Origin of the sequence: Pseudomonas hefeiensis (assembly GCF_030687835.1) — a bacterium.
GTDB classification, from domain to species: Bacteria; Pseudomonadota; Gammaproteobacteria; order Pseudomonadales; family Pseudomonadaceae; genus Aquipseudomonas; species Aquipseudomonas hefeiensis.
Map to the genome: position 1 here is coordinate 63270 of NZ_CP117449.1, position 13931 is coordinate 77200.

At 61.0% G+C, this 13931-nt stretch carries 11 protein-coding genes and 1 pseudogene; 2 read left to right on the plus strand and 10 right to left on the minus strand.

Annotated elements, in window-relative coordinates; all coding sequences use genetic code 11:
* Positions 1 to 30: 30 nt before the first annotated feature.
* Positions 31 to 1260, plus strand: a complete 1230-nt coding sequence (locus PSH57_RS00280) for a nucleoside recognition domain-containing protein (RefSeq protein ID WP_305387130.1) — start codon at positions 31 to 33, stop codon at positions 1258 to 1260.
* A gap of 43 nt (positions 1261 to 1303) precedes the next feature.
* Here PSH57_RS00280 and PSH57_RS00285 read toward each other — a convergent pair whose 3' ends face one another.
* The 9 genes and pseudogenes from PSH57_RS00285 to PSH57_RS00325 all read right to left on the minus strand — a co-directional run bounded on the left by PSH57_RS00285 (position 1304) and on the right by PSH57_RS00325 (position 11695).
* Positions 1304 to 1939, minus strand: a complete 636-nt coding sequence (locus PSH57_RS00285) for an ABC-type transport auxiliary lipoprotein family protein (RefSeq protein WP_305387132.1) — start codon at positions 1937 to 1939, stop codon at positions 1304 to 1306.
* Complete coding sequence (locus tag PSH57_RS00290; protein ID WP_305387134.1) at positions 1936 to 2874, minus strand: MlaD family protein; 939 nt, start codon at positions 2872 to 2874, stop codon at positions 1936 to 1938. The genes PSH57_RS00285 and PSH57_RS00290 overlap by 4 nt, the downstream gene beginning before the upstream one ends.
* A gap of 1 nt (position 2875) precedes the next feature.
* Complete coding sequence (locus PSH57_RS00295; protein ID WP_305387136.1) at positions 2876 to 3682, minus strand: ABC transporter ATP-binding protein; 807 nt, start codon at positions 3680 to 3682, stop codon at positions 2876 to 2878.
* Positions 3676 to 4824: an ABC transporter permease gene (locus PSH57_RS00300; RefSeq protein WP_305387138.1), complete on the minus strand. Its 1149-nt coding sequence runs from the start codon at positions 4822 to 4824 to the stop codon at positions 3676 to 3678. Before PSH57_RS00300 ends, PSH57_RS00295 begins: the two co-directional genes overlap by 7 nt.
* Positions 4825 to 4875: 51 nt before the next feature.
* Complete coding sequence (locus PSH57_RS00305) at positions 4876 to 5904, minus strand: DUF5924 family protein (RefSeq protein ID WP_305387140.1); 1029 nt, start codon at positions 5902 to 5904, stop codon at positions 4876 to 4878.
* Positions 5905 to 5976: 72 nt separating this feature from the next.
* A complete protein-coding gene (locus PSH57_RS00310; RefSeq protein WP_305387142.1) occupies positions 5977 to 7350 on the minus strand; it encodes a M16 family metallopeptidase in 1374 nt (457 codons plus the stop codon).
* Between the two features lie 172 nt (positions 7351 to 7522).
* Positions 7523 to 9181 (minus strand): Na/Pi cotransporter family protein, encoded by a 1659-nt coding sequence (locus tag PSH57_RS00315; RefSeq protein WP_305387144.1) that lies wholly within the window; start codon positions 9179 to 9181, stop codon positions 7523 to 7525.
* A gap of 360 nt (positions 9182 to 9541) precedes the next feature.
* Positions 9542 to 10312, minus strand: a pseudogene (locus PSH57_RS00320) (TerC family protein).
* Positions 10313 to 10387: 75 nt separating this feature from the next.
* On the minus strand, positions 10388 to 11695 hold the full coding sequence (locus PSH57_RS00325; RefSeq protein ID WP_305387148.1) for a CitMHS family transporter: 1308 nt from the start codon (positions 11693 to 11695) through the stop codon (positions 10388 to 10390).
* 495 nt (positions 11696 to 12190) lie between these two features.
* On the opposite strand from PSH57_RS00325, the gene PSH57_RS00330 reads away from it, so the two are divergent.
* Positions 12191 to 12850: an NAD(P)-dependent oxidoreductase gene (locus PSH57_RS00330; protein WP_305387150.1), complete on the plus strand. Its 660-nt coding sequence runs from the start codon at positions 12191 to 12193 to the stop codon at positions 12848 to 12850.
* A 44-nt stretch (positions 12851 to 12894) separates the two neighbouring features.
* Here PSH57_RS00330 and PSH57_RS00335 read toward each other — a convergent pair whose 3' ends face one another.
* Positions 12895 to 13845 carry a choline sulfate utilization transcriptional regulator gene (locus PSH57_RS00335; RefSeq protein ID WP_305387152.1) on the minus strand — a complete coding sequence of 317 codons (951 nt, stop codon included), beginning with the start codon at positions 13843 to 13845 and terminating at the stop codon, positions 12895 to 12897.
* Between the last annotated feature and the right edge of the window lie 86 nt (positions 13846 to 13931).

Below are 13931 nucleotides of genomic sequence, written 5' to 3' on the forward strand. Positions count from 1 at the left end.
ATTCGCGGCATCTTCCGGGGGACTTAACCGATGCTCAATGGCCTGTGGCTTGGCTTCTTTATCGTGGCAGCCGTGTCGGCGCTGGCGCAGTGGCTGATCGGTGGTAACGCCGGGATCTTCGCCGCCATGGTCGAAAGCATCTTCGCCATGGCCAAGCTGTCGGTGGAGGTGATGATCCTGCTATTCGGCACCTTGACCCTGTGGCTGGGGTTTCTGCGGATCGCCGAAAAGGCCGGAATTGTCGACTGGCTGGCCAAGGCGCTCGGGCCTTTATTTTTGCGGCTGATGCCGGAGGTGCCGGCGGGCCATCCGGCGATCGGCCTGATTACCCTCAACTTCGCGGCCAACGGCCTGGGGCTGGATAACGCTGCGACCCCGATCGGCCTGAAGGCCATGCGTGCCCTGCAGGACTTGAACCCCAGCCCGACCATCGCCAGCAACGCACAAATCCTGTTCCTGGTGCTCAATGCGTCATCACTGACGCTGTTGCCGGTGACTATTTTCATGTATCGCGCCCAGCAAGGCGCGCCGGACCCGACCCTGGTGTTCCTGCCGATCCTGCTGGCCACCAGCGCCTCAACCCTGGTGGGGCTGCTGTCGGTAGCCTTCATGCAGCGTCTGCGCCTGTGGGACCCGATAGTGCTGGCTTATCTGGTTCCGGGTGCGTTGGTACTGGGCGGTTTCATGGCGCTGCTGGCGACGCTCTCAGCCACGGCGCTGGCCGGGCTGTCTTCGATCCTCGGCAACCTGACGCTGTTCGGCTTGATCATCCTGTTTCTGGTGGTAGGCGCGCTACGCAAGGTCAAGGTTTATGAAGCTTTCATAGAAGGCGCCAAAGAGGGCTTTGACGTCGCCAAGACGTTGCTGCCGTACCTGGTGGCGATGCTGTGCGCCATTGGCGTGCTCCGGGCTTCTGGGGCGCTGGACTTCGGTCTGGACGGCATTCGGCACCTGGTGCAATGGGCCGGCTGGGACACCCGTTTCGTCGACGCCTTGCCGACCGCCATGGTCAAGCCATTCTCCGGCAGTGCCGCCCGGGCGATGTTGATCGAAACCATGCAGACTTCCGGCGTGGACAGCTTCCCCGCGCTGGTGGCCGCGACCATTCAGGGCAGCACCGAAACCACCTTCTATGTGCTGGCGGTGTATTTCGGCGCCGTGGGTATCCAGCGGGCGCGGCATGCGGTGGGCTGCGCGCTGCTGGCCGAGTTCAGCGGAGTCGTGGCGGCGATCGGCGTTTGCTACTGGTTCTTTGGTTGAGCCCAATAGCCTTGCCACCGGCCCGGATTGCAGTGACGGGCCTTTAGGGGCGTGCGGGGATCGCCAGGCGCTGGCCTTGTTCCACCGTCCAGTTCACAACCTCGGCCGTCAGCCGATCGCTGGCCTGGCCAAAACCCTGCACCACCGCCGGCACTTGCACGTCGCTCAAGGGCTGGCGGACTTCAAAACGATGACTGGCAAGGATGCGTTGGTCAAACCCCCGCACCAGCAATGCGTCCAGGCGAATCACCACGCTGGCTCCTGCACCTTGATATTCGGTCTGGAAAGCCTGCAACTGGCCACCCAACTCCAGATCCGTTTGCAAGTTGCTGTCGGCGACACTCAATAGCCCGACACGTCCATCCTGTGCGAAGCCATCGAGCAAGCGATTGCGTAGCAACACCGGTGCCGGGTCGCTCCAGCGTGAGGCTGCGTAGCTGCTCAACAGATTGCCGTGGGGAATGACCGCTATTTTAGGGCTGTTGAGCACTTCGCTGGCCTGCGGGCTGGCCAGGCGCAACGACCACTTCACGGGCGTGCCCGGGGCTGCGGGCGCCTGCGTCGCGGGTAAGCGATAGACGTTTGAGGGCTCGGCCTGGGGCAGAATCGAGCAACTGCTAATCAGGACACATCCTGCCAGCAAGAGGATAGGGCGGACGAATCGATCAAACGGCTTCATGGCGTGAACTCCTTGTTCTTGTCATTGCCCAGCAAATAGCCGCTGGGGTTGGCATCCAGGCGCCGGGAAATACCCCGCAGCGCGCTCAAGGTGTCGCGCAATTCCCGCACGGCCGGCGACAGGGCATTGAGCCCCTGCATGCCATTGTTCAGCGCGTCGCGATTGTCGTTGAGCAGTTTGTCGAGGGTCGCGGTGCTGCGGGCCAGTGATTGCATGGCCTGGTCTGCGCTGTTCATGACCTCCTTGCCCTGATCGTTGAGCAGACCGTTGGCGCTGCGCATCAATGCCGTAGTCTGCTCCAGGGTGGCGCTGGCCTGTTTGCCGACAGATGCCAGTTGCTGCATGGCCTGGCGAATATCGCCGCGTTGATCGGCGATGACCCCGGTGGTTTGCTCCAAGTGTTCAAGGGTCTTGCCCAGCCGCTGGACATTGTCCGAGGAAAATACCTCGTTGGCGTTATGCAGCAGCAGGTTGATGCTGGTCATCAGGTCATCGCTGTTGTTCAGCAGGCGGGCAATGGGCGAGGGCGCTGCGATAATCACGGGTGGCTCACCATCCTGCCCGGTCAGTGGCGGGCTATTGGGGGTGCCGCCGCTGAGTTGGATAATCGAGGTGCCGGTGATGCCGGTCAGTGCCAGTTTGGCCTGAGTGTCCTGCTTGACCGGTGTCTCAGCACTCAAACGGACCCGTGCCAGTACCCGGCGCGGGTCGTTCGGGTCCAGGCGCAGATTGACGACGTCTCCGACCTTGATGCCGCTGTACTCCACCGAGCTGCCTCTGGACAAGCCGCTGACCGCTTCGTTGAACACCACTTCGTAATACTTGAATTCGCTGTCCACGCTGGATTTGGCCAGCCACAACCCAAACAGCAGGGCGCCGACCACCACGATCACGGTGAACAGGCCGATCAATACATGATGGGCTCGGGTTTCCATGTCAGACCTCGTTCAATTGTGTCGCGGCCGTTAAGGCCGCGCGGCCGCGAGGGCCGTGGAAGTACTCATGAATCCACGCATCGTCGGTTTCCGACACTTTGTCGATGACGTCGGCCACCAGCACTTTTTTCTGGGCCAGCACCGCCACCCGGTCGCTGATGGTGTAGAGGGTGTCCAGGTCATGGGTGACCAAAAATACGCTCAAGCCCAAGGCGTCGCGAAGCGTCAGGATCAATTGGTCGAACGCAGCCGCGCCGATGGGGTCGAGGCCGGCGGTGGGTTCGTCGAGAAACAGAATGTCCGGGTCCAGGGCTAGCGCCCGGGCCAAGGCTGCACGCTTGATCATGCCGCCGGACAGCGAGGCGGGGTATTTGTCCGCTGCCGATAGCGGCAGCCCGGCCAACGCCAGTTTCACCGCCGCCAGATGCTCGGCATCGGCCCGGCTGAGCCCGGCGTGTTCGATCAGTGGCAGGGCGACATTCTCTGTCACGGTCAGCGAAGAAAACAGCGCGCCTTTCTGAAACAGCACCCCAAAGCGTCGTTCCACTTGCGAGCGCTGTGCCTGGGGCAGGCTCGGCAGGTCCTGGCCGAACACTCGCACGGTCCCTTCACTGGGCCGGTTCAAGCCGACAATGCTGCGCAATAGCACTGATTTGCCGCTGCCGGAACCGCCGACCACGGCGAGGATCTCGCCCCTGTATACGTCCAGGTCGAGGTTCTCATGCACGCTCTGCGGGCCAAAGCGATTGCACAAACCACGTACCTGAATCACCGCCTCGGTGGGCGGCCTGGAAGGTCGACTCACCATTGCATCTCCATGAAAAACAGCGCCGCCACCGCGTCGAGCACGATCACCACAAAAATCGACTGCACCACGCTGGAGGTGGTGTGAGCCCCAACAGACTCGGCGCTGCCGCTGACTTTGAAGCCTTCCAGACATCCCACCGCAGCAATCAGGAAGGCAAAGATCGGCGCCTTCACCATTCCCACCAAGAAATGCTGGACGCCGATGTCCGACTGCAACAGCGTCAGGAACATCGCCGGAGAAATATCCAGCGACAGGGCACACACCACTCCGCCGCCGACAATACCCGAGAGCATGGCCACAAAAGTCAGCATCGGCAGCGCCACCAACAGCGCCAGCACTCGCGGCACCACCAGCAACTCGATGGGGTCGAGGCCCAGGGTGCGAATCGCGTCGATTTCTTCGTTGGCCTTCATTGAGCCGATCTGCGCGGTGAACGCGCTGGCGGTGCGACCGGCCATGAGAATCGCAGTCAGCAACACGCCGAATTCGCGCAGAAACGAGAACGCCACCAGGTCCACGGTAAAAATACTGGCGCCGAAATCGGCCAGCACCGTCGCCCCGAGAAACGCCACCACCGCGCCCACCAGAAAAGTCAGCAGGGCGACGATAGGGGCCGCGTCCAGCCCCGTCTGTTCGATGTGAACAACCATTGGGGTAATGCGCCAGCGTTTAGGGCGAAACAGACCCTTGGCCAGCGTTTCAAGGATCAAGCCGACAAAGCCCAGCAATTGCAGGGTGTCTTGCCAGACCTTGTCCACGGCTCGACCGATGCGTATCAACAACTGGGTCGCGACACTCACTCTCGGCTCTTTGATCGGCACGCAGAAGTCGGTCAGCGAGCAATAGACCGTCTGCAACAGTGCCCGATCGGCGGACGACAAAGTGCAATCGCGATGCTCGGCGGTCTTGCCCAGCCGCTCGGTGCCTAGCAGTTCCACCAGCAATGAGGCGCCGGCGGTGTCGAGGGCACCCAAGCCGTTGAGGTCGATCAGCGTGTCGTCGTCGTACTGGCCGCGCAGCGAGTCGCTCAAGCGCTTGAGTTGCGTGTAATGAGCCAGTGTCCAGTCGCCGCTGATCCATAGCTGCGCCGGAGCGCGAGACTGATCCAGTCGGGCACTGCCAGCAAGAGTGCTAGAGGTCATAAGCGCCATGCTCGTTCGGCTCGAAAGTGTTACCTAATAGCACGAGCGGCATTATTTTGCCTCAGGCTCGAGCGCACCGCTGACCTTGAAACGCAATACACCAATCACCTGACCATTTTCCGTCAGCACCCGCACCTGCCATTTACCCGTGGGGTTTTCCGGGAAGTTCTGCTTGTGGGTCCAGGCGCGATAGCCTTCCTTGCGTCCGCCATGAATGTCCAGGGCGATGCGATCGACTTCTTTGCCGTTGAATTGCCAGACGTGATAGATCCGCTCATCAAGGCCCCGCGGCGCATTGATCGCGGTGTAGGCATACAGGCCATTGCCGCGGATCTGGGCAGCGGTGACTTCCTTCAGGCTGGCGCCCGGCGTGCGGTCTTGCAACTGGGTGCTGATCGCCACTTCGGTCATCCACAAGGTTGCCGGCGGCACCCAGGAGCGCAGCAGCCACCCGGCGGCGCCGATCCCCACCGTGATGCACAGAATCGCCAGGGCGTTGCGCACGGTGCGGATCGGAAAGATCGAGGCCAGGCTGGGGAACGACAACAGCATGGCAGTGCCCAGGGCCAGCTTGAAGCTCTGGTCGGTGGTCAGGTGCAGGATGATGGGCAGCGCAGTGAGCAGGGCGGCAAACAGCGTCAACGTGTGCAGCGCCAGGAACGCCCAGCGCCGGGGCGCCAGCCATTTGTAGTACAGCGGATCAATGATCGAGACCAGCGCCGAGGCCGCCAGCAGGCCGGTGAAAATCACCTGGCTGCTGTTCCAGGTGGTGGTGATGAAAAAGAACGGCAGGACGAAAAACAGGCTTTCCTGGTGAATCATCTGCGTGGCGTAACGCAGCAGCGGCTGGGGGATTTCCCGTTTGAAGATGCGGGCAAAAAGCCGGGTCAGACTATTCTCCAGCATCAGCCAGACCCAGCTCACCAGCATGATGATGGCGATCCAGGTCGCAAGGCCCTGCTGGCGGTCCACCAGCATGAAACTGCCGATCCCGGAGATGAAACCACCGAGTGCGATGACTCCTGGATAGCGCTTCATCAATTCAAGAAGGCGCTGGATGTAATGAGTCAGGTTCGGCATTCGGCAGTTCGCAGTCAGTCGTAGGAAATATCCCTGACAGAGTATCGCCAGGACATCGATGTGACGAGCGCTCTAAACCCTGCGACGCAATCTCCAGCCGACCAGGACCAGCAGCAACCCCAGCAAACCGCTCACCCCCCAAACCAGTTCATCGTCGCCGAGCAATGGTTTCTCGATGCGCAGGTATCCCGGGTCCTTGAGCAGTTCACGCAGGGCCTGGTTGGCCTGTTCCAGGCTCACTGCCTGAAGGCGCACGGCCGGATTGGTGAAGCGGCCGTCGTCGTAATCGCCCAGGGCGCTCCAATAGTAATCGGCCAGCGCGCTGTTGCCTTGAACCGCCCAGGACTGATGGGCGATGGCGGCTCGTTTGATACGCACGAAACTCTCCGGGTCCAGGCCATCCTTGAGCAACGTGGTGCGCATTTGCTCCAGCGCTTGTTCGGCCTGGGGCAGGTCCTCGCGGGCAAGGTCCGCGTTCAGGCTGAAGAAGCCAACGCCGCCAAACACCTCTCGCTCCACCCACGGCCCGTAGGACAGGCCACGGGCCAGGCGCAGTTGGCGATAGAGCGCCCAGTCCAGATAGTCCTTGAGCAGGTCGAAGGTTTCGTCGTGCTGCTGTTGCAGTACCGGCTCCGGAAACAGCCAATGAAGCTTGGCGCTATTGCCCACCAGGCCGCGCATCAGGTTACGCTTGGTGACCGCGCTGTAGCGGATCTGCGGCAACGCTGCGTGAGCGCTGGGCTCGACCGGTTCCAGTTCGCCGAAGGTCCGTTCCAGATAGGCCGGTAGCAACCGGTCCAGGTCGCCAACCACGATCAGCGTCATGTTGTTCGGGGCATACCAGGCCTTGCGTGCCTGCTCGATCCTGGCAAGGGTGAGGTGCCCGACTTCGGCCCGCTCAGCGCAGCGCAGCCCCAATTCCACTGCCAGTTGATTGCCCGCCTTGTGGCCCAGGTCCTGATGGTCGAGCCAGCGTTGCAGATGGGTGTAATGACCGCCATCCTCGCGTTCCACCACACGTTTGGCCGCCTGCAGGGCGTTGTCATCGATGCGGGTACGGGTCAGCAGTGCCATCAACAGGTCCAGGACCTTGCGTTGATTGCTTGCCGGTGCCTCGATAACGAATGTGGTGTCGGCGTTGCTCGTGAAGGCATTCCACTCGCCGCCCAGCGCCTGCATGCGCTCTTCCAGCCCGCCTTCGCCGCCGTCATCGACACCGCTGAACAGCAAATGCTCCAGCAGGTGGGGCAGTTCCTTGTCGGCGCAGTTGAAGTCGTCCAGCCCCACGCCCACCACCAGCCGGATCGCCACGTGCCCGCGCTCGCTGCCCGGCTTGAGCAGCAGTTGCATACCGTTGGGTAGCGCATAGCCTTCGACCTGGAATCGATCCAGCGCGACCACTGGCACAGAACCGAGCAAAAGAACGGCGAGCAACAGACAACGCATAGCGAGCTTCCTGGCGGCTGATTGGAGGTCCATGTGCCGGGCAGGTCGATATCGCAAGCAATTTCGCGCCCCACATCGAGCCGGATGTATTTCCTTGGCGATGTGGGGCCGGTTTGCGTGCGAAGGGTTTAAGCCCAGGCCAATCTTACTGACTGAGCAATGCGCCAGTCGTTCAAGGCGAATGGGTGATGTCGGAAATTTCATCAACCGCGAGCGCACCGGTCTCGGACGCCCCCAGCACCGCGTAGGCGCTGCCGCAGAACAGCGAGTTGAGGCGCTTCATGTCGGCGATCAGCTCAAGGTGCAGGGAGCTGGTCTCGATGCTTTGTACGATCTTTCGCTGTAGGCGGCTGACGTGCGCATGGGCCAGTCGTCTTTCCTGCGCTCGAAAGCGACGTTTCTCACGCAACAGCTGACGTGCGCTCTCCGGGTCGGCACTGAGGAACACCGACAATCCCAGCCGCAGATTGGCGATCAACTGGCTGTGCAGCGCCGCCAACTCTTCCAGGCCAACCTCGGAAAAGGACCGACGTTGCGCGGTTTTCTGCTGCTGGACCTTGCGTAACATGCGTTCGATGAGGTCGCTGGCCAGATTCAGGTTGATCGCCAGCTCAATGATTTCCGCCCAGCGGCGGCTGTCCTGTTCACTGAGGTCCTCACGGGGCATTTGGGCCATATACAGCTTGATAGCGCTGCACAGCGCCTCGACGTCATCGCCCATGCTTCGTACTTGTTGGGTGACAGCCGTCTGCCCGCCGCGCAGCACGTCGAGCATGGCTTCGAGCATGTTTTCGATCAGATCACCGATGCGCAGGGTTTCCCGGGCGGCGTTTGCCAGGGCCAGGCTCGGCGTGGCGAGGGCGGTGAGGTCCAGGTGGCGGGGCTTGGCCGTGCCATTGGTGTCTGGACGCTCCGGCAGCAGCCAGGCACACAGCCTGGCCATCGGCCCGACGCTGGGCAGCAGCACCAGGCAGCGCACGGTGTTGTACAGCAGGTGAAAACCGATCACCGTTTCCTGGTGGCTGAAATCCAGGCCGTCCAGCCAGCCCACCAGCGGATCGAGCACTGGAATGATCAACAACAGGCCGATCAGCTTGTACAGCAAGCTGCCCAGCGCCACCTGGCGGCCGGCGGCGTTCTGCATGCTGGTGCTGAGAAAGGCCAGCACGCCGCTGCCGATGTTGGCGCCGATCACCAGGCCGATGGCCACCGGCAGGCTGATCACCGCCGCGCCGGCCAGTGTCGCGGTCAGCAGCACGGCGGCGAGGCTGGAATAGGAGATCATCGCGAACAGCGCACCGACCAGCGCATCGAGCAGGATGTCACCGGTCAGCGAGGCAAAGATCACTTTCACGCCCTGGGCCTGGGTGATGGGCGCGGCGGCTTCGACAATCAATTGCAGCGCCAGGATGATCAGGCCCAAGCCGATGCCGACCCGGCCCATTTGCCCCAGGCGGGTCTGTTTGCGCGACAGGAAAAAAATCACCCCGAGGAAAATCAGCAGCGGCGATAACCACGACAGGTCCAGGGTCAGTACTCGCGCCATCAGCGCCGTGCCGACATCGGCGCCGAGCATGGTCGCCAGGGCAGGGGTCAGTGCCATCAGGCCCTGGCCGACGAACGAAGTGACGAGCATGGCCGTGGCATTGCTGCTCTGGACCATGGCAGTGACCATGATGCCTGCGACGAAAGCCAGCCAGCGTCTGGACATGTTTTGGCCAATGACATGGCGCAGGTTCGTGCCATAGACCCGCAGAATGCCGGTACGGACGATGTGCGTGCCCCAGATCAGCAGGGCCACGGCAGAGAGCAAGTTGAGCAGGGTCAGCATGAGAAGCCCCCTGTTAGCGTCCCAAAGGGACCAATTGACGGTGCCACATTTTTCTTCGTTGTACTTAAGCTGTAGTTGGCCAACGGTTCGAGCGCCAGCATTGCACAGCTAAAGAATCGATTGAAACAAAACTGTCATAAAAAATACCTCGACGAACTTGAAGACTCCTGTATCGATCAGGCAAACGCGGACCTGTGGGAGCGGGCTTGCTCGCGAAGAGGCCAGAGCAGCCAATCCTGTGTCGCCTGACAGAATGCATTCGTGAGCAAGCCCGCTCCCACAGGTCATGCACCAGGCCACTTTCATACCGGCATGAAAAAGGGGCTCCAATGAGCCCCTTCGTTCAAATGCCCAACGTCATTACTGACCCGGCATATCCTTACGCAGTTTCACTGGATCTTGCTGCTTGCGCTTGCGCGCCATGGCCGTGCGCATCTTGATGTTGAACGCTTCGACCGCCAGGGAGAACGCCATGGCGAAGTAGACGTAGCCTTTTGGCACATGCACGTCCAGGGACTCAGCGATCAGCACAGTGCCGACCACCAGCAGGAACGACAGCGCCAGCATTTTCAGCGACGGGTGCTTGTCGATGAACGCGCTGATGGTGCCCGCCGCCAGCATCATCACCAGCACCGCCACGACGATTGCCGCGACCATCACCGGTACATGGGAGACCATGCCCACGGCGGTGATGACCGAATCCAGGGAGAACACGATGTCGATGATCGCGATCTGGACGATGGTGTAGATGAAGCTACCGCCCTTGCCCGTAGGCGTCTCGCCGGTTTCATCTTCGCCTTCCAGCGCGTGGTACATTCTCCTGGGAGCTTTTCCACAGCAGGAACAGGCCACCGAAGAACAGGATCAGGTCACGACCGGAGATGCCCTGGCCGAACACTTCGAACAGGTCGGCGGTCAGGCGCATGACCCAGGTGATGGACAGCAGCAACAGGATCCGCGTGACCATGGCCAGGGCCAGACCGAAGATCCGGGTGCGTGCCTGCATGTGCTTGGGCATGCGGCTGACCAGGATCGAGAGATCATGATGATGTTATCGATACCCAGGACAATTTCCAGGGCGGTCAGGGTTAAGAAGGCAACCCAGATTTCCGGGTTGGTCAGCCATTCCATGTGAGTTCCTTTAGCGAGTGTTGGACCGCGCCGCACCTTCGGTTATCGAAAGGGGCGACGCAGCGGGCATTGCTTTTATAGAGTGCTGAACAGCGGAAAAATCCCCATCAGCAAGGCGGCAAACATTATGCACAGGCAAACCAATACTGCCCACTTCAAGGTGAAGCGTTGGTGATCGCCAAACTCGATCCCGGCCAGGGCCACCAGCAGGTAAGTCGACGGAACCAGCGGGCTCAGCAGATGGACGGGCTGGCCAACGATCGATGCACGGGCCATTTCAACGGCCGTGATGCCGTAATGGCTGGCCGCTTCGGCCATGACCGGTAACACCCCATAATAAAATGCATCGTTCGACATGAAGAAAGTAAACGGCATGCTCACCAGCGCGGTAATCACCGCCAGGTAGGGGCCGAGGAAATCCGGGATCACCGCCAACAGGCTCTTGGACATGGCGTCGACCATGCCGGTACCGGACAGGATGCCGGTGAAGATACCCGCCGCGAAAATCAAACCGACCACCGCCAATACGCTACCGGCATGGGCCGCAACGCGATCCTTCTGCTGTTGCAGGCAAGGGTAGTTGACGATCATCGCGATGCTGAACGCCACCATGAACAGCACCGGCAGTGGCAACAGGCCGGCGATCAGGGTGCACATCAGGGCCAGGGTCAACGCACCGTTGAACCAGATCAGCTTCGGACGACGGGCGTCCGGGAACTGGGAAACGCTGATTTCGCTGTGGTCGATGTCGTCACCGGCGAGGTGCAACTCACCCAGACGGGCGCGCTCGCGTTTACCGTACATGTAGGAAATCGCCAGGATCGCCACTACACCCGCGAGCATCGCAGGAATCATCGGAACGAAGATGTCGGACGGGTCGACATGCAGCGCGCTGGCCGCGCGGGCCGTCGGGCCGCCCCAAGGGGTCATGTTCATCACGCCACCGGCGAGAATGATCAGGCCGGCCATGATCCGTGGGCTCATGCCGATGCGGCTGTAGAGCGGCAGCATAGCGGCTACGCAGATCATGTAAGTGGTCGCGCCGTCACCATCGAGGGAAACGACGAGCGCCAGAACGGCGGTGCCGACCGAAACTTTCAACGGGTCGCCCTTGACCAGCTTGAGGATCTTGCGCACGGCCGGGTCGAACAGGCCGGAGTCGATCATCAGGGCAAAATAAAGAATCGCGAACATCAGCATCACCCCGGTCGGGGCAAGCTTGGTGATGCCTTCGAGCATCATCGGACCGATCTTCGGTGCAAAGCCACCGAACAGGGCGAACAGGATCGGGATGATGATCAGGGCAATCAGCGCGGACAGGCGCTTGGTCATGATCAGGAACATGAACGTGATGACCATGGCAAAGCCAAGGAAAGTCAGCATAGGAAATACTCCAGGCGTGGCGCGACGGGCAAAGGCAGACCGGACAGGTCAGCGCAGGATGCAAAGCACGGGACGGACGGAGGGAGTTGACGCGACGGGACGGCTAGCAGCGGACATCAGAATCACCATTGTTGTTGTTAAAAGGGCCTAACGAGCCTTCGAAGCTCGCTTCTGGCCACCGGTCTGTTGCCGGTAGTGGGGGCGATCCTAATCGCGCAAGCTTTCAGCCACCTTTCGCTGCAGGCAATGGCGTTTTTGTATAGGAGCAAGGCTTAACTGTGGGAGCAAAGCTTGCTCGCGATGAAGTTGATAAATTTTCACTGGAGAGCTGTGGTGCGTTTATCGCGAGCAAGTGCTCCCACAGACAAATCGAAGGTCGCATGGTCGTGGTAGCCCTTGATCCGATGCACGTGCCTCTCCCAGAAAACTGCCGAACCGAGCTTGGCTCCCGTGTGTCAGAGCCTTTACACGCGAGACAAAAAAGGAAAAGCAGCCATGAAAAATGCCGAAACCCCGGTCACCAAAGTGGTGCTCTATGGGGCCATGAGTAGCCTCGGCAGTGCGTTGATGGCTGAAATGCTGCGGCGCCAGCACGAAGTCATCGCTGTTCTCGACGACCTTACGGCCCTGGCGCCGCGCCCCGGCCTGCGGACCAAGACCGGCGACCTCTACGATCCCCAGCGGGTCAAGCAAAGCGTCGCCGGCACCAATGCCGTGGTGTGCCTGCTGAACGCCCCGGGGTTGCCGATGAACAGCGAGCAAGTGGAGCGCACGCTCATTCCTGGGCCCGTGGAGCAGGTGTTGGCCGTGGATGCGCTGATCGCCGGGATGGAGGCGGCGAGTATTTCCCGGCTGTTTCTGGTGGGCGATTTCGCCGTGCTCGACGAGGAGCAGGCGGACGATGTATTGCAGCGCCATGCCGCCGAAGAGGTACTCGACGCCCTGAATAACAGCACGTTGCAATGGACCCTGATTAACTCACCCTACGCAACGCCCGGCTTGAGCATCGAGCACTTCAGCCAGGTCAGCACAAGCCTGGAGCCCGGCATGGCCGAATCACTGGAGCGGCTTGGCCGTGTGGCCGTCGGCATTGCCGATGAGCTGCGCCTGAACCTGCATGTGGGCCAGCATGTCAGTTTTGTCGCCGCCGATTAGCCTGAACGGTCGCAGTCTCCTGAGTCGGCGCAGGGGCGGGCGGGTCACACCGCAATGGAAGGTGATGCCAAACCTATCAGCGATTCGGCGCTGTTGGCCTGCTCCTCCATTAACCAGTCCACAAACTGCTTGATCAAAGCCCCGCGCCGTTTACGCTGGGGCAAGACCACGTAATACCCTGACCGCGACAGCACCGTTTCCGCGACCGGACGGCACAGCAGCCCTTGGGCCAATAAGTTATCCACAAGGTATCGCCAGCCGATGGCGACGCCCTGACCGCCTATCGCCGCCTGGATCAGCAAGGTGTAGTTGTCGAACCGTAACTGCCCGGGCGCCGGGGGCGAGGTAATGCCCAGCTCACGGAAAACGCCACTCCAGTCGAACCAGTGACTGCTGTTTTCCCCACGCAAATGCAGCAGCGGGAATTCCGACAAGGCTTGAGCGGACAAGGGCAGGGAGCGCTCCCTGAGCAATAGCGGGCTGCACACCGGAAAGACTTCTTCGCTGAAAAGCCAGCGACTTTCGCCTTGTTTGAAGCGACCGTCTCCAAACAGCACCGCAACGTCGATATCCGTGCGCAGCATGTTGTGGTTGCGTTCGCTGGTCACCAGGCTGACGTCCACCTGCGGGTTGGCCGCGTGAAACCGATGCAGGCGTGGCATCAGCCAATAGGCGGCAAAGGCAAAATCTGTGGCGACTTGCAGCACCTCATGCTGGTCCTGGGCGGTAATCGCGCCCAATCCTGCGTCGATATTCTGCAAACCGGCCTGAACTTGCTCGAACAGGATTGTCCCGGCCTCGGTCATTTCGATGCCGCGGTAGATGCGATCGAACAACCGTGTACCCAGTTGTTCTTCCAGGCGCTTGATCTGCTGGCTGATGGCCGGTTGCGTGGTGCCCAGTTCGATCGCCGCTGCCGTGAAACTGCGGTGGCGGGCCGCCGCTTCAAAGGCGCGGAACAGGTCAAGGGACAGGTCTCCCAGAGCTTCATACATAAGCTGTGCTTATCCTAGTCATTGCCTTACATGGGCTTTACCCATAAAGACGTGGGCTACATGCTCAATCGCAGCAATCTCGCATA